We start from the raw sequence: 19715 nt of genomic DNA on the forward strand, positions 1-19715 counted from the left end.
TGTATCCTACAAAATATTTGAAACTTTTACCCTCAGCCAACAGTCCGTTTAACTGAGGGGGTATGTCTTAAAGGTGGTAGATATCAATCACTTGATTGATGTAGTCATTTTTCAAAACGACATACTTACTCAAGATTTTTGGTTGATCACCTGAAAAATCGATCACATAACGTGACATACCGAAATAGCTGTAATTTGTCTTGTAACGGAAACTCAAGGTATTCCAGTTAAAGCGAACAGTAACTTTGTCGCCATCGCGCTCAACAACTTCAACGTTGGCAATATTGTGGCTTGTGCGTGTGTCTGGCATGGTTGCAGATGAGCGTTCAGTTTTAATACGAAACACACGATCTTCTAAACCTTGACGGTCTGGATAATAAATAAGTGAAATTTCAGATTGTGGATCTTCAGTTAATCTATCGTCGTCGTCCCAAGCTGGCATCCAGAAAGAAGCTTCTGGCGCATAGCATTCAAGCCAGTCATCCCATTGTTCATCATCTAAAAAGCGAGCTTCACGATAGAGAAACTGAGCAATATTTTCTAAAGTTGCTTTGTCTTGAGTGCTCATGCTGTTTCTCCCTGATCAGCAATTTCTTTCTCTAATGCAATCGCATGTTTCATGGTGTGTAACCAATATTGATGTTGGGCAAGATACAGGCCTTCATCTTCAGTTTTAATCCCACTTAACATTGGTTTTAAACCGATTTCGTTCGCTGCATCGTCTGGTCCATAAATCCAATGTTTTGAACCACGGCACATGTCATTCCATTCAAGTGCAATCCCTGCATAGCCTGCCTGACAAGCACGGAATTCTTCTAAATCGTCTGGTGTTGCCATGCCTGAGGCATTAAAGAAATCTTCATATTGACGGATACGACGTGCACGAGCTTCAGGTGCTTCACCTTTAGGCGCGATACAGTAAATGGTGACTTCAGTTCGATTAACCGAAAGTGGGCGAAGTACACGAATTTGCGAACCAAACTGATCCATCAAATAAACGTTTGGATAAAGACACAAGTTACGTGAACGCTCAATCATCCATTTCGACATCGCTTCACCGTATTTTTCGGTGTATTCGTCTGCTTTCGGGAAGTTTGGACGGTCTTCTGGGTTTGCCCACTGTGTCCAAAGCAACATGTGGCCATTTTCAAAGCCATACGAGCCACCGCCTTGTTTACCCCACGAACCTGCACTCATGGCACGAATGTTATCAGCAGCTTGAGTTTCTTTACGGTGTTGAGTCGTTGCTGCATAGTTCCAGTGAACAGCAGAAACGTGATAACCATCTGCACCATTTTCAGCAGTGAGTTTCCAGTTGCCTTCATAGGTATAGGTAGATGAACCACGTAAAACTTCTAAACCATGTTCAGACTGGTCAACAATCATATCGATGATTTTGGTGGTTTCACCCAAGAACTCTTCAAGTGAAGGAACATCTGGATTTAAGCTACCAAATAAGAAACCTTTGTAACTCTCAAAACGAGCCACTTTTTTAAGGTCGTGTGAGCCATCTTGGTTAAAACAGTCAGAATAGCCTGCTTCACTTGGATCTTTAACCTTAAGCAATTTACCTGAGTTGTTAAAAGTCCAGCCGTGGAAAGGGCAAGTATATGTTGCTTTATTACCACGTTTGTAACGGCAAAGTTGTGCTCCGCGGTGTGAACACGCATTGATCATGGCATTCAATTCACCGTTACGGTTGCGGGCAATAATGACCGGCTGACGACCAATGTAAGTGGTGTAGTAGTCATTATTGTTTGGAATTTGGCTTTCGTGCGCTAAGTAAACCCAATTGCCTTCGAAGATATATTTCATTTCGAGGTCAAAAAGAGCTTCGTCAGTAAACACTGAGCGATGAAGTTTAAATTCACCTGTATCGATGTTGTCGACAAGTAATTCATCAATACGGTCAAGATGGCTAGTATTGATTACAGGAATACGTGGCATGTCCGTTCTCCGACTTTCCAAAAGTGTGGAAGTCACCAAGGCCTTAGCTACGATCTACAAGGTCTTGATATCCTAATATTGTCAATGAAGCGCATGAGTGCGCTAGGTGTTTAACCGTGAATTGATGAAGATGAATCACTGGAAGATTGGCAAGAAGGCTTGTTCACAAAGCAATTCATCACTTCATCGGTTTGTTGCTTGTATATACCTTAAAAGAATGGTTAAACTGTGTCTAAGACTGAATTTGCATTTTTTTATATCTTAAAGGTATGGAAACCTTATGGAACTAAGACATTTACGGTATTTTGTGGCTGTTGTTGAAGAACAGAGCTTTACAAAGGCAGCCGAAAAACTATTTATTGCTCAACCACCTTTGAGTAGACAGATTCAAAATCTGGAAAGCGAGCTTGGCATTCAACTGTTTGAGCGTGGAAGTCGTCCTTTACAAACTACACAAGCAGGGCATTTCTTTTACCAGCACGCCGTTAAACTTTTGTCGAATGCTGAAGAAATAAAAAGTATGACCAAGCGTATTGGTCTCATCGAAAGAAGTATGACCATTGGTTTTGTTGGGTCTTTACTCTATGGTTTGTTACCTCGAATTATTTATTTATTTCGCCAGCAGCAACCCCATTTGAATATTCAGCTTATGGAGTTAAGTACTACTGAACAGCTACAGGCATTAAAAGAAGGACGTATTGATGTCGGTTTTGGACGTTTAAGAATTAGTGATCCTGCTGTGAGACGTATTTTGCTACGTAAAGAACGCTTGGTGGTTGCTGCGCATACGAGTCATCCTATTGCACAGCGTACGGAAGGGGTATATCTGGCCGATCTCATTGATGAAAAGATGTTTATGTATCCTACTTCGCCAAAGCCTAATTTTTCAACTCAGCTTTTGAATATTTTTGCCGAGCATAGTTTGGTTCCAAAAAATATGCATGAAATACGAGAAATTCAACTGGCTTTGGGCTTAGTTGCAGCGGGAGAAGGGATCTGCATTATTCCAGCAAGTGCCGATACCATTCGATTTCCACACCTAAACTATATTCCGATTTTAGATAACGGCGCGGTCAGCCCAATTTTTATTACAGCACGGGCAATGGACCGAAGTGAAGATTTACAGTCACTATTTGATTGTATTTATCAGGTTTATGACTTAGAAGGGATACCTTATCAACGGACTGTCTTTACACTCGATCAAAACCCGATAGATGATTCAAACGGTATCGATTTTTAAATAAGAGAAGTGCATAGCCTCAAAAGTTGAAGCTATGCGTTGATGTGTTTTAGAAAGCCCAAATCAGTTTTAGCCAGCTGGTATGGCCTTCGGGACGATATTCGACTTCGGTTTCTTTTAGAAATTTGGCTTCAATAGACCAGTTCTTATCGGCATATTGAATGCCTGGACCAATTGCAAAAGCCTGTCCTTTAAACCCAATGTCACTTTCGTTTACTTTGTCATCTGTGGTTTGTCTAAAGGCATAGCCTTCAACTGCAACTTTGAGTTTTGGGTTAATGCGATAACCCAAACTATAGTCACCCGCAATGTATTGTCCAGACTGGTAGTCAGTCGCGTCGTTACGCGTATTCCAGCTATAAGACAGTTTAGTAGAAAGGTCTAAACCTGCTGCGTTGGCATAACTATAGGCAATAATCGGTCGAATGGTGTGATAGTTTTTCCCGAGATTAGCTTCAACTGGATGTGTCGTACTTGGAGTGTCGTATTCTCCTGTCCCGAGCACAGTTTCTAGGGCTGCAATCCAGTGATGATTTCCTTGATGCCAGCCGAGCATGCCACCCAAAATCAAGTCTCCGAGACCTTGGTTTGAGTCAGCCATTCCATTTACTTTGAGTCTTAGATCAACCAATGGCTGGGCTGCATAAAACCCGAGTTGTCCATCCATAATTTTTTTATCGGTCATCCAGACTAAACGAGGAACCACGGCGTTGACATCAACATGGAACTGATCGGGACCATTTTGAAACTCTGATGCGTGGTAATTTTGATAATAACTGAGTAGATAGACCCCAGCAGGTGGTAAGGCACCCGCCATCATACCTTCGGCACCTAATGCAAAAGAGTCTGAGCCATTTTCTGTCGCAAATGCAGAAGGAAAGTAAAGGGCGCTGATTACACCACATATGATTGCAGCAATTTTGTTATTCATAGAATGTCCTATTCTGTGTTGTTTGGCTTGTCACTAAAAAACGTTATTCCTTAACGGTCTTTAAAAACTTAAGTCTGTTTAATCTAAAAATTTGGGATGCAGAACTCCTGTGAGCCTTGTATTTTCTTTCTAAATTACAAATACAAAGCTCATTTGAAAAAGCCGAGTGCTTAAAGGTTTATCTTTAAATATGTTTGAATAAGGCCGAACGCGATTGTCCGGCAGCACCATCGGCTGCACTTAAGAAGCGTTCAGTGTGAATGTCCCGTTCGAATAAGCGACTTTGCATGAGCGTTGAAATTGCCGAGTCGATCATAATGGGTGGGCCGCACAAATACGCTTTGTGTCCACCACATCGATTTTCAAAGTAATCGGCAACAGCCTCATGCACAAATCCGGTAAATCCAGTCCATTGATCTTCTACTTTTGGTGCATTGAGAGCAGGGATATAGCGGAAGTTCGGATAGTCTTTCACGAGTTGTTCAAACAATTCTCGATTGTATAGCTCTGCCAAGTCTCGTGCTCCTTGGAAGAGGTAAATCGTGCGACTATCTCCAGACTCAAGCAAATCTAAAATCATCGATTGTGGACTTGAAAGACCTGAACCACCTGCAATGAAAATAGCATTTTGATTATCTGACTTGCGTACAAAAAATTGACCATATGGGCCTGAAATATCAAGCTGATCACCTGTGGCAAGTTGTTCATGCACATAAGTCGTCGCTGCACCGCCTTCAACTTTACGAATATGCAGCTCAACGATGCCGACTTCACTTGGTGAATTGGCAATTGAAAACGCACGAGTTCCTTCAATATCTGGAAACTGGATATTGATATATTGGCCAGCTTGGAATTCGATTGGGCGATCTAGCTGTAGTCGGATTCCTTTGATGGTTGGTGACAGGTCTTTTATTTCAATGACTGTCGCTTGATAGTCTTGAACCAAATGACCTAAGAAATCTGGGTCTTCATCAACATCGGCTTCAATAACCATGTCGGATTGTGGTTTGCAGCAGCAGGCAAGCACCTTATTTTCATCACGTTCAATATCCATGAGCGCAAAGGGAGAAGCTTCACCGACATCATAAAAACCATCGGTGACTTGAACCTTACATGTCCCGCAAGTGCCATGTCCACAGGCAAAGGGCAACCAAACGCCTTGGCGTAAAGCGGCATTTAAAATGGTCTGGTCTTCTTCCACTTCAATCGTTGTTCCGATCGGTTCAATAGTGACTTGATAACTCATGACACACCTCCGAATTAAACGTAGCTGTCGTTATAGCCATTTAATTCTGGCGTAACGAAACGAAGTAATGACTTATGACCAAAACCAAGCTCTGCCAAGCTTTGTGTACTCTCTGGGCTAATTGTTTGACCATCTAAAGTGTATTGCACTTTTGACCAATCAATTTTGGCAAAATCTGGATGTTGGGCAAAACCACCTGTAATTTGTTGCTCAATCAACTGTCCAAAAGTTTGTTGAGGTGAGGCCAGCATGGCATGTGCTGAGCAAAAAAGGGTGTGATGATCCCAACCCACGTAAAGTAAGAATTGATCACCATAATTTTTTTGCAGATCAAGCGGTTCAAATTGATAGTTGTTGTGTATCGCGCGAACAGTCATGTTCAATCTCCTTATTTCCTATCAGGCAGCTTGATGACTGCCTGAACAATTCCTTGTGTTTAAGCTGCGTTGCCTTTCCATTTTTTCCAGCGCTGTTGGTCTGGTGAACCTTCAATATCCAGATTGTCGGCACCGACATTCATGCGGTAATAATCGCGGAGCATGGTTTCGAGGTCACCGCCACCACAGTTACCTTGTAAAATTTGATTTACAGGTAGCCATGCTTGTATATATTTCTCAGGCTCGCGCTCGAAAATATCATGACAGCCATCTGAACAGGTGTGGTAGCGTTCGCCTTGGTAAATGCTATGGCGATAACTAAACTGAGTCGGGTCATCACCCATTTCAGTAAAGGTCATTGGAATCTGACAAACCTGACAAAGCTGTGGTAAACCTGCGCTATAGAAGCGTTTACCCTCGGCTTCCATTTTGCGAGCCAGCTCCCATCTTGGACGGTAGTATTTATCGAAAGTGTCTGGATATTTAGCCGATAACCAATCCATTTCTTCGTCAGTTGGAATCCAAGTATGGAAACCGGCAGCATGACCAAAGTTATAGAAAATCCACCATGCCTGATGTGAGACATGCTCTTTTTCTTTCACAATGACATCGCTATATTTCGGCATACGAATGCCATAGCGGCTTAAATCTTTGAATAGCGCACCGCCTGCCTGCTCAAAATAAACTTCCCAAGCTTCTTTCCAAGACATCACTTTGTTTGGCAGCATGTAATCCATCATCATGCCCACAATTGAAAGCAAACGAGTTCCGCGCCAGAACCATTTATCAATCCATTCCTGCACAATTGGCACGTTGTCTTCATGCTGTTCGAGCAAGAATTTTACGATTTCAAGACCAAGCGTCATGTGACGCGCTTCATCAGACTGCGCACTAAAACCAAAGGTCACGGTTGCCATATCGCCGTTATAAGCTGCACCCGACATAAACGGAACAAACAGTAAGTTGGTAAGTACATATTCAAAAGCAAAACTAATGGCTAATAAAAATTCGAAAGGGCCAGCAGAACGGGCATCTTCAAAAAATGATTTAGGCACAGACAAATACCAAACGCGGTCATGCATGTGTGCCCAATCCTGAAAACCATCAAAGAACTTGTTGTAATGGCTCATGGCATGAATTTGAGTCTGTACATGACGCAGCTCATCAATCGACTGCATCTGAGATGCAATACGTGCTCCAATACCACTAAATTGGCGACCTACATGGGCATAGCCTTGATAAGCCTGATATTCAAGGGGGGTCACCGCTGTTAAAAAGAGTTTGATCGCATTTAAGTAGCGTTCATTGCTGACATTCATCTGACCATTGTTTTGAGCAAAGGCATCAAAAATGGCATAAAGTTTTTTCTCTTTTTCTGCCTGATATTTCCAGTAAGCATCCATAGTTAAACGGAATGGATCTTCCCATTTAGACCAGTCAGTAATTTTGATACCTTCAAACTCTTCATAAGGGAAGGCATCTTTACGGTCAGCATAGGAAAAGTCCCAGTCCAGATCACGGGTTAATGCGCGGTAACGATCTTTAGCATTTAATTTTTTGCTGGTTTCTTTCGTTTGAGTTGTCATGATTGATCATCCTTAAATCTTTGTTAAACAACGTCTATGTTGTGATTAATTCCAGTGAAGGCGGAAAGTATCGTCATCTTCTTCGACATTGCCGCCCAGCGTAATCATGTTGAGTTGTAACGATTGGATGTCCCAATCTTGGCCTAGTTTTTCAGATACGGTTTCAGCTTTAATCACCAAATCAGTTTCACTTTCAATTCGGATCATGGCGGGTAAATACTGAATTGAAGCTTCAGGGTTATCTTCTTCAATCGCTTCGATGATGTAGCGTGAAGTATCGTTGTCTTGTAACGCGAGATAAACTTTAGACATGTTGCTTCTCCTTAAGCATTTGCAAGTTCTAGTTGTAGGCCGAGTTTTTTTGCGCGATCAATCACAACTTGTTCTGCTTGATCGACTGCATCTGCTGTTAAGGCTGCTGTTGCCCAAGGTGTAAAGGCTGCTTTTAGTTGAGCTAAAGACTGGGTGAACCATTCATTTAATAGCTGTTTGTTATGATCGGATTCTGCTGCCGCAGTTTTAATGACGGTGTCTGACCACTTACGTAAATCACCTAAAGTGTCTTTCATAAATTCAGTCAGCATGGCTAAGTCACGAGCATTTTGACTCACTAACCACTGATCAAATTGTTGATAAACAAGCTCGGTCACAAAGCCGTCAATCACAAGATTTTGTAATAAAAAGAGTTTGAAGTAGTCTTGCTCGGTGAGGCTTTCTTCACACAGACGGCGTAAGCCTTGCCATGCAGGATGTTGCAACCAAGCCTGTTTTGCCTGCTGTAGTGAGTCGCCGCTGTTGCCATCTAAAGCTAAGCCAATCCGTGAGATGTACTGCGCAATTCCTAAATGATCCATCGCGGCATAAATACAAGCTTGGGTAAGTACGGTGCCATAACCATAGGCACTGCCAGACATCATGTGTAAGTTTGCAGTTTGTTCAACGTGGCGAAATGGCAATAGGCATTCAATAACCTTGGCTTTGACTTCGTCAGACAAATGCTCTGCAAGCTGACGTTTTTCAAAAAAAGCAAAATTACTTTCGGCGCTGTCTTGTAACCGCGCACGGTGCTGAACATAAGTTCCATAATAGAATTGACGTGGATCTTTAAATGCATACCAATCTTGCATTTGCAGGGCAGTATGGGTTTTATCATTTAAAGTCTTTTCAGGTTTCCACAAAGGACGATAGTGGAAGTTAGTCTCTGCCTGTACATCAAAACTTACTTCTTGATATCGAGTTGCTGGCTTACTACCAAATCGTCTTTCGATATAGGCGTAGTTCTGGCGGATAGGTTCGACATTTGACGTTTTGATTTCTAAAGTCATGGCTTTATCTCCTTATATTTTTTACATCTGATCATCGTGATCGTTGCTATTACGTTGCGTGCCGACTAAGGTTGCTTCAGTGCCATAGCGCCATTTTTCTTCCTGAGCATCATTAAAAGCTTGTTGCTCTTGGGTCATTTCAACTACTTGATTGGTCTTACAAAAATCATTAAATGCATGTTTAGGCAAAACCAGTTCCACAAATAGACTTGGGTCGTGAATGGCAAAATCGAATTCGATAAACTCTGCGTTTAAGTCGCCAGTGACCCGAATATATTTGGTTAATGCTTCGACTTGAGATTGCGTCATGCTGTACTCCATCAAGACATGGTCTTGAAATTGATGAATGCTCCTTGCTCTCGCTATAAGCTTTACAAAAGCTATGCCAACTTTATTTTTATTATTAAAAACAATTAATTAAGATTTTTATGGAAAGTAAGGTATTTTTAAAATTCACCATTTCATGAATTTTTTTGAATGGTGAAATAGAGATATTCATGATTTGATGAATAGGGTCGTAAAAATTTCTTTTTAGATTGTTTGAGGCTTTAAATGGAGAGATTTAGAAATACTTTTTTAGTATGAAGTTATGTCTTTAAGGTACTAGGACATTTATCTGGTTCTTCGATAAGATGAGATAACACCCAAATGTTTTTAATGGATTAAAACAGATCACTCATGGCTCGAGTAAAATACGATACAACGGGACGATACGCAGATCATCCGCAAGAAATTCATGATCTGCTGTCTAAACTGCAATTTGATACTGCCCACGGCCAAATCTGGTTTGATGAATATCGGATGCTGCTTTTACACACCAGCATTATGGGGTATTTGCGTAAAGATTTAGCGCACATGATTGGACTTGAACGAACCAAGCGTTTCTTTATTCGATTAGGGTATCAAGCAGGGTTAAAAGATGCAGAAGTTACAACAAAAATGCGTCCCGATTTAAATGAACACGATGCTTTTATGGCAGGCCCACAAATGCATGCGATTCGTGGAATGGTGCAAGTACAGGCCAACCAGCTCAATTTAAGCCACGATAAAAAACAGTTTTATGCCGATTTAAACTGGCTTAACTCTTTTGAAGCCGATGTGCATTTAGAGCATTTTGGTCCGAGTGATGAACCTTCATGTTGGATGTTACTTGGCTATGCGTGCGGCTACAGTAGTTTTGCGACGGGCATGACCATTATTTATCAAGAAATAGAGTGTAAAGCCTGCGGCCACGAGCATTGCCGTATTATCGGTAAGCCTTTAGAAGAGTGGGAAAATGCTGATGAGCTGATTCAGTTCATGTCTCCCGAACCCATGGAAAAAGAACTGATTGCGTTGCAGGCTGAACTTTTTGAACTTAAAAAATCAATTTATAGCGACAGTGAAGCCGATTACCAATTATTTAGTTCTGTGGGTAAGTCAGCATCTTATAAACAGGTCTGTGCATTATTAACAAAAGCAGCAGGCTCGAAAGTTTCTATTTTGCTGCAAGGTGAAACCGGCGTTGGTAAAGAAGCTTTTGCACGAGGAGTTCATGCAAATAGCCAAAGAAAAGACCAACCTTTTATTGCGGTAAATTGTGCAGCGATTCCACCAGAGTTAATTGAGTCTGAATTATTCGGGGTAGAAAAAGGTGCTTATACAGGAGCGCATCAATCTCGCTTGGGGAAGTTTGAACGAGCCAATGGTGGTACGATTTTTTTAGATGAAGTGATTGAGCTTTCTCCTCGTGCACAAGCAGCACTATTACGCATTTTGCAGGAAGGTGAATTTGAGCGAGTCGGAGATTCACAGACACGTATTTTAGATGTCCGTGTAATTACAGCAACCAATGAAGATCTTGAGCAGGCTGTAAAAACAGGGCGATTTCGGGCAGATTTATATTATCGCTTAAATATTTTCCCAGTACAGATCCCGCCTTTGCGAGAGCGCCGTGAAGATATTCCTTTATTGGTTGAACACTTTCTTCGTCGCTTTGAAAAAATGTACGGCAAAACCATTCAGGGTGTAAGTGAAAAGACCAAAGTTTTTATGCAGCAATATGAATGGCCGGGAAATATTCGTGAGTTGGAAAATTTATTAGAAAGGGCTGTTTTATTAACGGATGATCTGCAACTGATTAAGTTAAATGCCATTTTCCCACAGATCAAGCATGAACCAGAGCAGGCTGTAGTTGTTGAAACCGACTTTGAGCAATTGTTGCAGGCAGAGTTTAATTTAGAAGAACACGAGAAGCAGTTAATTTTAACGGCTTTAAAAAAGGCAAATCATAATGTGTCTGAAGCGGCACGTTTATTGGGGCTAACTCGGGCAGCACTGGATTATCGAATTAAAAAATTTCAGCTTTGAGTCAATATCAACAAGCTCAAAAATAAAGGCCTAACTTTAAACGTTAGGCCTTATCGACTATTGCACTTTCGCTGGGAAACCATCTTCTTCAAGTGCTTCGGTAATTTTATCGATGCTTTCACTGCTTTCAACAGTAACGATTTTGGTTGCTAAGTCTACATCTACTTTTGCATTTGGATCGACATCTTGAATCGTTGCAGTCACACCACGTGCGCAGCCGCCACATGTCATATTTTCAATAAGTAGTTTCATGTTCATACTCCATCAAGAATGAGATATTTGTTTGGATAACACTGAGTCTAAACCTTGTCATGATTGTAAGGTCAAGACCAAATTTTTAAAAAAATATGCTTGACCTTCCCATGATGGGAATCTGTATGCTCAATACAGAATATTAAATTTTGCAAATTTGCAGAGGTGTTTGATGGACTCAAAAAACACAAAATTGCCAGCATATAGTGAAACACTTCCAATCGAAGGCATGACTTGTGCCTCGTGTGTAGGTCGTGTCGAAAAAGCTCTTAAAAAAGTTGAAAATATAGAGATTGCCAATGTTAATTTGGCAACAGAAAAAGCGGTTGTTTATTCAAATCAACCGATTCAGCGCGAAGCACTGGTTAAAGCAGTTGAACGAGCAGGTTATGATGTTCCCAAAGCTGCGCCAGTTGAGTTGTCTATTGAGGGCATGACCTGTGCATCTTGTGTTGCACGTGTAGAAAAAGCCCTTAAAAAAGTAGACGGTGTTCAACAAGCTACGGTCAACTTAGCAACAGAGCAGGCTTGGGTACAAGCAGATGCATCAGTTAATGTTGAAGACTTAATTCGCGCTGTTAAAAAAGCAGGTTACGACGCTAAAGCATCTGAAAAAAATCAAGATGAGCAACTCGATAAAAAAGCGTCAGAGTTAGATCAGCTAAAAAAAGATTTGATCATTTCGATTGTGTTGGCCTTACCTGTGTTTATTTTGGAAATGGGTTCACATCTCATTCCAGCTTTTCACATGTGGATCATGGACACGATTGGTCAATACAACAGCTGGCTTTTACAGTTTGCTTTGACTACATTAGTGCTCGTTTTTCCAGGTCGCCGTTTTTATCAAAAAGGGATTCCAGCCCTGTGGCGTTTGGCACCAGATATGAACTCGCTAGTGGCAGTTGGAACCTTGGCTGCCTACAGTTTCTCGGTCGTAGCAACCTTTATGCCGCATGTGTTACCACAAGGCACGGTCAATGTTTACTTTGAAGCGGCTGCCGTTATTGTCAGTTTAATTTTACTCGGACGTTATTTTGAAGCCAAAGCTAAAGGACGTACTTCGCAAGCGATTCAACATTTGGTAGGAATGCAGCCTAAAACAGCCCGTATTCAACGTGACGGTCAAGTGGTTGAAGTTGCAGTTGCTGAAGTAGTCAGTGGAACTATCGTAGAAATTCGTCCGGGTGAACGTGTACCAGTCGATGGTGAGGTGGTTGAAGGGCACAGCTACATTGATGAATCTATGATTACGGGTGAACCTGTCCCAGTCGAAAAAGTAGTGGGACAACAGGTGGTCGGTGGTACGGTCAATCAAAACGGAACACTGAACATTCGGGCAACCGCGGTGGGTAGCTCATCTGTACTTTCACAAATTATTCGTATGGTTGAACAAGCCCAAGGTTCTAAACTTCCGATTCAGGGTTTGGTTGATAAAGTCACCATGTGGTTTGTACCTGTAGTGATGTTAATTGCAGCAATTACTTTCTTGGTTTGGTTTATTTGGGGGCCAGAGCCTGCACTCACTTTTGGATTGGTGAATGCCGTTGCAGTACTGATTATTGCGTGTCCTTGTGCGATGGGACTTGCAACACCAACTTCTATTATGGTCGGTACTGGACGTGGTGCCGAGTTAGGTGTCTTGTTCCGTAAAGGTGAGGCTTTGCAGCTTTTACAAGAAGCTCAAGTAGTTGCAGTTGATAAAACGGGCACACTCACCGAAGGCAAACCGACACTGACTGACTTTAATGTGCAATCTGGCTTTGAACGTAAACAAGTGCTGACTTTAGTGGCTTCGGTCGAAGCTAAGTCTGAACACCCGATTGCTCTCGCGATTGTTCAAGCAGCAGAAAATGAAGGCTTAAACTTATTACCAGTAACAGCATTTAACTCGATTACAGGTTCAGGTATTGAAGCAGAAGTTTCAGGCCAAAAAGTACAAATTGGCGCAGACCGTTATATGCACCAACTTGGTTTAGACACCAACTCTTTCCAAGCGATTGCTGCTCAGTTAGGTGAAGAAGGCAAAACCCCGCTATACGTTGCTATTGATCAAAAACTTGCGGCAATTATTGCTGTGGCAGACCCAATTAAAGAAACAACCTATGCTGCGATTGAGGCCTTGCATCAATTAGGTCTCAAGGTTGCTATGATTACAGGAGACAACCGTCATACGGCGCAAGCAATTGCCAAAAAGCTGAACATTGATGAAGTTGTGGCAGAGGTTTTACCCGAAGGCAAAGTGGACACAGTTCTCCAACTGCAAAAACAATATGGTCGTTTGGCCTTTGTAGGTGATGGCATTAACGATGCACCAGCCTTGGCGCAAGCAGATGTCGGTTTAGCCATTGGTACAGGCACAGATGTTGCCATTGAAGCTGCAGATGTGGTGCTGATGTCAGGTAGTTTAAAAGGCGTGCCGAATGCAATTGCATTAAGTAAAGCCACCATGCGGAACATACGTCAAAACCTGTTCTGGGCATTTGTATATAACGTAGCCCTAATTCCAATTGCAGCAGGTGCGCTATATCCAGCATTTGGCGTTTTACTCTCGCCAATGTTTGCAGCAGGTGCAATGGCACTTTCTTCGGTTTTTGTTTTAGGTAATGCATTACGCTTAAAACGCTTTCATGCGCCAGTAGAGTAAGCGTGCTGAAAATCAACTTTTGGTTTAAGATCATGACAGCAGATCTTAAACCAAATTTAGTATTTGAGGTGTGAGATGAATATCGGTCAGGCATCCAAACATTCGGGCATTTCGGCGAAAATGATTCGCTACTATGAAGAAATCGGTTTACTTGAAGCAGCTCAGCGTTCTGCTTCAGGCTATCGCATTTATTCAGAAACAGACCTTAAAACTTTAAACTTTTTAAAACATGCCCGAGAGTTAGGTTTTTCATCTGAACAGATGAAAGAACTCATTTCGCTTTGGAAAAATACTGATCGGCATAGTGCAGAGGTGAAAGCCTTAACCGTCAAACACATTGCCGAATTAAAGCAAAAAATTGCCCACCTACAAGAAATGGTTAATATTTTGCAGGCTTCTGCCGATGATTGCTGTGGCGACCAACAGGCTTCTTGTGCCATTTTAGATCATATTGAAAAAGGGGTGGGTGTAAGCTAAATCCCATAAAAATAAAAAGGTAAAATCATGATTTATACAGCTTCTTGTCTTTGTAATGGTGTTCAACTCAGCATTAATGCTGGATTAAATCCCATTATGGTTTGTCATTGTAAGCAATGCCAAAAAGCACAAGGGGCTGCTTTTGCTGCCATCACTCAAGTACAAAAAAGTGATTTAAACATTGTGCAGGGTGAAAATCTTTTACAGGCTTACTTTGCTTCTCCAAACAAAAAGAGAGTGTTCTGTAAAACTTGCGGTTCACCGATCTGGAGTGAACGTCTAGATAAGCCAGAAGTGGTACGTCTGAGGGTCGGACTTATTAATGAAGAAATATCGACGCCAGTCATCTCTCATGCTTTTGTCAATTCGCAAGTGAAGTGGTATCCAATTTGTGATGACGCTCGTCAATATCCAAATGGGGTAGAAAACCCTTAAATATTAAGGTTAGATCGTATTTTGTTCATTTGTAAAAAAACGTGAACAAGACTAGTCATGAATAAATAATGTGCTATAACTGTACCTAAGGTAATCGTAATATCTCCTCGCTCCACAGGGAAACTTGGGACAGGGCAAAAGATACGATAAGACCTTACATATAGCTAGCAAAGAGCAAACAAGAGTTGGATAGACACAACGCTTATATTGCTCACCGTTGCAGAAAAGCCCGTGAAACGGGCTTTTTTAATGCCTGTAAAAAACTATTTCTTATTTGGAAATATCTTATATTTTTAAACTATTTATGAAAAAGTAATGTAAAAATAATAAAATATTTCAAATATACAGACTCTTCTGTATTGCAATTTGTTTTTATTAAGGGTACATTTGGTTAACGGTTTAAAGTTCAAGTTTAATAATGAACTCATGGTCGTTGTGGGAGATCTAAGAGCCTGCATTTTCCCCAAGATGCGGGTTTTTTTTATGCCTATAAAAAAGTAAAAATTGTAATTAGTTTAAATAAAGAATATTTAATTCAATGTTATTTAAAATATTTTAATGAGCCTACGATCTAAAGATTGCGTAGGCTTAAAGTTGTAAATACCACTTAGGCACGATATGCCAGACAAGCTTGTGCGCAAGCAAGGCACGCTTTAGCACAAACTTGGCAGTGTTCATGGTCATGTTTACTGCATTCTGCTGCACAAAGTTGACAAGCGTTCGCACAAAGTTGCATGGCTGATTCTGCTAGTTCAGAGTTTCTGAGTTCTAAAGACGTACAAAGTTGGCAGGTTTCTACACATGTCATGCAATGCTTAATACATTCACGCATCATGTGCACATGTTCTTCTTGCAAACATGCAGCTGCACATGTTTTGCAGGCAATCATACATTCAATACATGCTTGAATTGAGGTAGAAGCATTACAAAATAAAGAAGAGTTGGTTTCTTGTTGAGTTTCCATAAAAGTTCTCCTGTCGAAGACTATTATTAAAAAACAGAATATTGTTATCTCTTTTCATTTTATAAAATCATTTCTTTGGTAGGTGAGTTTGAAATGAAAGGTCTACAAACGCTCAATAGGGTTTAACCTCGTATAAGAATGTTACATCTAGCTACTTCAGTTATAAATTTCAAAACTACTTGCCCAGCATTAGATTTAAAATTTGATTCGATATAATACTTTTGGCTAATTTCTTATTGTGTGAAAATTGTGCAAATTATCAGTGTGAACTTTAAGGGCACACGAAATGGAAAACGTTAATCAATTTGCTCACGGAGCTGAGCATGAAGTCCACATACATTGCAAACGATCATTAAGCACTTTAATACTGAGTATGCTCGTATTAATTACAACTGGTCGTTAAAAGAAAAAGCACCTAAGGGTGCTTTTTCTATATGTGTTTAAAGTGAAACCTTTACTTAAGAGTCTATAAAGCCACGCCGTTTTTTGTAGGCTTTACGGTCATAAGAAGGGATGTTTGATTGCTGGAGATCAATCGCAAGTTGTTTCTTGCGTTGAAACTGAACTTCACTTAGAAGAGCAGCATAAATTTTGGGGCGATCAGTTTTAAACTTTTCTACATCCAACGGAATCGTATCTTCGTTCTTAACAATGTATAGCACAGAGCCATTGCCATTCGTTTCATAAACCGTCCAACCTACTCGTACAATGTAGAGTCCGGTTTTCTGATTCTTACCTAAATAAGATTTAAAACCATCTGGATGAGGGCGAACATAAGCATTCATCATGCATCCTCCATCATCTGATTTATTTGATGAAAGCGACAATCAAAGAATTGATGGGGAACGGGACATCATATTCAGTAAAATCACGATTTCTAGTTGTTTATATATTGATCAATTTTCAAATTTCAAGTCAGAAAAAAGCGTTTATTAAATAAGCTAAATAAGGGTTAAATATTAAAAATAACAGCTTATTTTTCTGTGAAAAAAAGCTTGATTTAATTGTTTAGCGAGCAGAAAAATAGCGCTTATTCTATGTTTCTGTGATCGATTTTGCATATTTAAAATTATTGAAATAGTAAGTGAATTTGTAGTCAGGTGGAGTTAATTGTTTGTTTTAAAATTAAAAAAATAAAATTCAATATTTCTTGTTACAACCATTATGTCGACAATAGATATTCCTTTTTGACATATTTCGCCTAGCATAACTAAAGAGTTCGTTGCCTATGGTGTCATTTATGTTTATTGGACTTGTGGTCACCATTTTGTTGACTCCAGGCCCAACAAATACATTGTTAGCCTCGGCTGGAATACAAGCAGGGGTGAAGCAGTCTCTTAAACTTATTCCTGCTGAAGTGATGGGTTATCTCATTGCAATTACTTCATGGGGTGTTTTGCTTGAGTCAGTTTCACATTTTATCCCTTGGCTTCCTGCCTTATTAAAGTTAATAAGTGCAACTTTTATTCTCTACCTTGCATTTAAACTTTGGATAACATCAACAAATGACATCAAATTAGACAACCCACTGATTACGCCTAAGGCTTTATTTGTTGCAACACTTTTAAATCCTAAAGCTTTACTCTTTGCTTCTGCTATTTTTCCACATGCAGCATGGGAAGTGCTTCACGTTTATTTTGTGCATATTGCTATTTTTTTATCATTAATTACACCCATTGCATTTTTATGGATTGCTTTTGGAACCGTATTAATTTCAAACAAAGTAACTTGGTTAAACCAACGTAATTTACAACGTACGGCTGCATTTATTTTAACTTTTTTTGCGATGCCAATCGGCTATTCTGCGATTAGCTCATTTTAAACTTAACCCTTTATTTATATTAAAAAATTTAATTTTCAGGAGATTTTCATGACAAGATTAAAAGTAATTATCAAGGATCAGTTTGATAAAAAATCAATTGCTTTGGCAAAAGTTAGACCCATGAATGACCATGCGCTTGAGCTTCATAAAAGCGTTGAACATATTGAAATTAATGACGATATTATTTTACCTAATATGGATTTGCTCTATGAAAACCCTAAAGACGGCAAAATTTATCAGTTAATTGGTCCATTCAGTGAGGAATAACTTTTAAATTAAATTTAACAATAACCATGAGCAGAGTTTGTGTTCCGTATGGTCTTACTAGAAGTCATTTAGTTAAGAGATGGTGAAAATTAAGCCAAACTAACGTATAGACACAATTAAAATATTGAACATCTAAAATGGTTATGGGACTATGCCTGTGTAAAAATGTGACCTAATCCACATTTTTGCATTTCAGGATTAAGTGGATTTCACTAAGCCCATTCCTTCAATGAGAAGTAGGAGTGGGCTTTTTTTATTCTTTAAATGTCTCGTCTAAAGCTTGTTGAACGGCTTCAATTCGTGATTTACACGCTTTATAAGCCGTAATAGATTCTTCAACAATCTTCATTAAATTATCGATATCTGGGCTTTCCTGAGATTCAAGTAATTCGGCATTTTTCTTCAAAATGTCATGACCATCTTTAAACGTTAACTCTTCATTCTTCATTTGGAATTACCTGCGTAATGTTGGCTTCAAGCACACCATCTTGTATCTCAATAGCAATGGCGGGGCTTGAAATTTGATGTATAGAGCGAATCGCTTTTCCTTCTGATCTAACAATTGCATAGCCTTTGGCCTGAACCTGTTTTGGGTTTTGCAAAAGGATTTCTTTCATCAAAGATTCGATTTGGGCTAATGAAAATTTAACTTGTTGCTGTGAGCTAAATTGAATACGTTCTTTCATCTGATCAAGCAAACGATGCGCTGAGCTAAGTTGACTCTGTGCGGATGACTTAATGTGATGAAGCAGTTGATCATTTTTGCTTTGATAGGTTGTGATTTGATGCTGAGAAAGTAGCTTAATCGTTTGTAGGCTATCTACAGCTTCTTGGACGCGTTCAACAATGTGGTTTCGGATGCCAGCAATCACTTTACTTGGTGTATCAAATGAGCGATGGGCAATTTCATCAAGAATAGTACGGTCTTTTTCATGACCAATACCTACCCAAATCGGTACACTGCGTTTGCAAAGTAGGGCGGCAAGTTCATAATCATTTAAATAAGCTAAATCATTCACCGATCCACCACCACGAATAATCACAATCAAATCTGGTGGAAATGTAAATGTGCTGGCCCATTGTCTTAAACCTGAACCTAAAGATTCAATCAAACTGGTTGCAGCCGTGTTTCCTTGAAAAGTAGCGGTGTGATACACAAAATGGCAAACCCCATTTCGCTCAAGTGCATCTGCATCTTTTTTAAAGTCACCAAGGCCGGCAGCATTTTGAGGGGCAATGACTAAAACATTTTGAATATCAAAAGGAGTGGGGAGAAGTTTATTTTTATGAATTAAACCTTCTTGAGTAAGGCGTTCAATAATTTGCTGATAACGTTTAGCAATTTCACCCAATGTAAAACTTGAGTCAATTTCTTCAATGTTGACTGAAAATCCATATTGAGGATCAAAACGTGCTCTAATTTTGATGAGTACATTTAAATCACTTGAAATCTCAATCCCAGTTTCACGTTCGAACTTTAAAACAATTTTACTCGCTGAAAATTTCCAGATTGTGGCTTTACAGCTGGCAATGACTTTATCCGTCTCTGCATCTTTTTCTGCGAGTTCTAAATAGTAATGACCGCCCTTAATATTTAAATTTCGAATTTCTGCTTTTACCCAAACTGGCTCATCAAAAGCCACACGTATGACTTCCTGAACTGTGCCGAGATATTCACTAAGGGAAAACTGAGGTTCAGACATACGAACTAAAAATTAAAGGGCCAAACTAGATAGTATAAAAGCCATCCAACCAAGGCAATTGTTGTCTATGAATATCGGGTTCTATTTAAAATAAATACAACAATTTAAAGAATTAAAAATTGAAATTGATAAGTGAATTTAGACTGAACG

20 protein-coding genes and 2 pseudogenes are annotated in these 19715 nt (G+C 40.0%); 8 read left to right on the forward strand and 14 right to left on the reverse strand.

The window, feature by feature from the left end:
• Nucleotides 1–48 precede the first annotated feature (48 nt).
• Nucleotides 49–568: pseudogene (gene benB, locus ACO6UW_RS06910) on the reverse strand (benzoate 1,2-dioxygenase small subunit).
• Nucleotides 565–1947 (reverse strand): benzoate 1,2-dioxygenase large subunit, encoded by a 1383-nt coding sequence (gene benA, locus ACO6UW_RS06915; RefSeq protein ID WP_057062317.1) that lies wholly within the window; start codon nucleotides 1945–1947, stop codon nucleotides 565–567. The pseudogene benB and the gene benA overlap by 4 nt, the downstream one beginning before the upstream one ends.
• A gap of 106 nt (nucleotides 1948–2053) precedes the next feature.
• On the opposite strand from benA, the pseudogene ACO6UW_RS06920 reads away from it, so the two are divergent.
• Both ACO6UW_RS06920 and ACO6UW_RS06925 read left to right on the forward strand, forming a co-directional pair.
• Nucleotides 2054–2183, forward strand: a pseudogene (locus tag ACO6UW_RS06920) (hypothetical protein).
• 44 nt (nucleotides 2184–2227) lie between these two features.
• On the forward strand, nucleotides 2228–3187 hold the full coding sequence (locus ACO6UW_RS06925) for a LysR family transcriptional regulator (protein ID WP_017386346.1): 960 nt from the start codon (nucleotides 2228–2230) through the stop codon (nucleotides 3185–3187).
• 49 nt (nucleotides 3188–3236) lie between these two features.
• Here the strand turns inward: ACO6UW_RS06925 and ACO6UW_RS06930 are convergent, their stop codons facing one another.
• The 7 genes from ACO6UW_RS06930 to ACO6UW_RS06960 form a co-directional block, all read right to left on the reverse strand.
• Complete coding sequence (locus ACO6UW_RS06930) at nucleotides 3237–4118, reverse strand: SphA family protein (RefSeq protein ID WP_065388102.1); 882 nt, start codon at nucleotides 4116–4118, stop codon at nucleotides 3237–3239.
• A 184-nt stretch (nucleotides 4119–4302) separates the two neighbouring features.
• Nucleotides 4303–5364, reverse strand: coding sequence for an NADH:ubiquinone reductase (Na(+)-transporting) subunit F (locus ACO6UW_RS06935; RefSeq protein ID WP_057062319.1), 1062 nt, complete (start codon nucleotides 5362–5364; stop codon nucleotides 4303–4305).
• A gap of 14 nt (nucleotides 5365–5378) precedes the next feature.
• A complete protein-coding gene (locus ACO6UW_RS06940) occupies nucleotides 5379–5741 on the reverse strand; it encodes a phenol hydroxylase subunit P4 (RefSeq protein ID WP_057062320.1) in 363 nt (120 codons plus the stop codon).
• Between the two features lie 59 nt (nucleotides 5742–5800).
• Entirely contained in the window at nucleotides 5801–7327 is a 1527-nt protein-coding gene (locus tag ACO6UW_RS06945) for an aromatic/alkene/methane monooxygenase hydroxylase/oxygenase subunit alpha (protein ID WP_057062321.1), read from the reverse strand.
• A 45-nt stretch (nucleotides 7328–7372) separates the two neighbouring features.
• Nucleotides 7373–7639: an MmoB/DmpM family protein gene (locus tag ACO6UW_RS06950; RefSeq protein WP_000049448.1), complete on the reverse strand. Its 267-nt coding sequence runs from the start codon at nucleotides 7637–7639 to the stop codon at nucleotides 7373–7375.
• A gap of 11 nt (nucleotides 7640–7650) precedes the next feature.
• Nucleotides 7651–8652 (reverse strand): aromatic/alkene monooxygenase hydroxylase subunit beta, encoded by a 1002-nt coding sequence (locus ACO6UW_RS06955; protein WP_057062322.1) that lies wholly within the window; start codon nucleotides 8650–8652, stop codon nucleotides 7651–7653.
• 21 nt (nucleotides 8653–8673) lie between these two features.
• Nucleotides 8674–8961: a phenol hydroxylase subunit gene (locus ACO6UW_RS06960; RefSeq protein WP_057062323.1), complete on the reverse strand. Its 288-nt coding sequence runs from the start codon at nucleotides 8959–8961 to the stop codon at nucleotides 8674–8676.
• Nucleotides 8962–9330: 369 nt separating this feature from the next.
• On the opposite strand from ACO6UW_RS06960, the gene mobR reads away from it, so the two are divergent.
• Complete coding sequence (mobR, locus tag ACO6UW_RS06965) at nucleotides 9331–11001, forward strand: phenol degradation transcriptional regulator MobR (RefSeq protein ID WP_057062324.1); 1671 nt, start codon at nucleotides 9331–9333, stop codon at nucleotides 10999–11001.
• 57 nt (nucleotides 11002–11058) lie between these two features.
• On the opposite strand, the gene ACO6UW_RS06970 is transcribed toward mobR, so the two are convergent.
• Nucleotides 11059–11259, reverse strand: a complete 201-nt coding sequence (locus ACO6UW_RS06970) for a heavy-metal-associated domain-containing protein (RefSeq protein ID WP_078210158.1) — start codon at nucleotides 11257–11259, stop codon at nucleotides 11059–11061.
• Nucleotides 11260–11425: 166 nt separating this feature from the next.
• On the opposite strand from ACO6UW_RS06970, the gene ACO6UW_RS06975 reads away from it, so the two are divergent.
• From ACO6UW_RS06975 to ACO6UW_RS06985, 3 genes are all read left to right on the forward strand, one after another.
• Complete coding sequence (locus ACO6UW_RS06975) at nucleotides 11426–13897, forward strand: heavy metal translocating P-type ATPase (RefSeq protein ID WP_057062325.1); 2472 nt, start codon at nucleotides 11426–11428, stop codon at nucleotides 13895–13897.
• Between the two features lie 75 nt (nucleotides 13898–13972).
• Nucleotides 13973–14374 carry a Cu(I)-responsive transcriptional regulator gene (gene cueR / locus ACO6UW_RS06980; protein ID WP_001020650.1) on the forward strand — a complete coding sequence of 134 codons (402 nt, stop codon included), beginning with the start codon at nucleotides 13973–13975 and terminating at the stop codon, nucleotides 14372–14374.
• A gap of 27 nt (nucleotides 14375–14401) precedes the next feature.
• Nucleotides 14402–14809, forward strand: a complete 408-nt coding sequence (locus tag ACO6UW_RS06985) for a GFA family protein (protein WP_057062326.1) — start codon at nucleotides 14402–14404, stop codon at nucleotides 14807–14809.
• Nucleotides 14810–15416: 607 nt separating this feature from the next.
• On the opposite strand, the gene ACO6UW_RS06990 is transcribed toward ACO6UW_RS06985, so the two are convergent.
• Together ACO6UW_RS06990 and ACO6UW_RS06995 are read right to left on the reverse strand one after the other, a co-directional pair.
• Nucleotides 15417–15773, reverse strand: coding sequence for a four-helix bundle copper-binding protein (locus ACO6UW_RS06990; protein WP_005070246.1), 357 nt, complete (start codon nucleotides 15771–15773; stop codon nucleotides 15417–15419).
• Nucleotides 15774–16231: 458 nt separating this feature from the next.
• Nucleotides 16232–16561: a hypothetical protein gene (locus tag ACO6UW_RS06995; RefSeq protein WP_005070242.1), complete on the reverse strand. Its 330-nt coding sequence runs from the start codon at nucleotides 16559–16561 to the stop codon at nucleotides 16232–16234.
• A 440-nt stretch (nucleotides 16562–17001) separates the two neighbouring features.
• Here ACO6UW_RS06995 and ACO6UW_RS07000 point away from each other — a divergent pair, with 440 nt between their 5' ends.
• Together ACO6UW_RS07000 and ACO6UW_RS07005 are read left to right on the forward strand one after the other, a co-directional pair.
• Nucleotides 17002–17595 carry a LysE family translocator gene (locus ACO6UW_RS07000; protein WP_005076893.1) on the forward strand — a complete coding sequence of 198 codons (594 nt, stop codon included), beginning with the start codon at nucleotides 17002–17004 and terminating at the stop codon, nucleotides 17593–17595.
• A gap of 48 nt (nucleotides 17596–17643) precedes the next feature.
• Nucleotides 17644–17862: a hypothetical protein gene (locus tag ACO6UW_RS07005; RefSeq protein WP_057062327.1), complete on the forward strand. Its 219-nt coding sequence runs from the start codon at nucleotides 17644–17646 to the stop codon at nucleotides 17860–17862.
• A 253-nt stretch (nucleotides 17863–18115) separates the two neighbouring features.
• On the opposite strand, the gene xseB is transcribed toward ACO6UW_RS07005, so the two are convergent.
• Together xseB and xseA are read right to left on the reverse strand one after the other, a co-directional pair.
• Complete coding sequence (gene xseB, locus ACO6UW_RS07010) at nucleotides 18116–18310, reverse strand: exodeoxyribonuclease VII small subunit (protein WP_002119890.1); 195 nt, start codon at nucleotides 18308–18310, stop codon at nucleotides 18116–18118.
• A complete protein-coding gene (xseA, locus tag ACO6UW_RS07015; RefSeq protein ID WP_057062328.1) occupies nucleotides 18300–19565 on the reverse strand; it encodes an exodeoxyribonuclease VII large subunit in 1266 nt (421 codons plus the stop codon). The genes xseB and xseA overlap by 11 nt, the downstream gene beginning before the upstream one ends.
• Nucleotides 19566–19715 lie beyond the last annotated feature (150 nt).

The sequence above is a fragment of the Acinetobacter sp. JADD-222 genome (genome assembly GCF_049310645.1).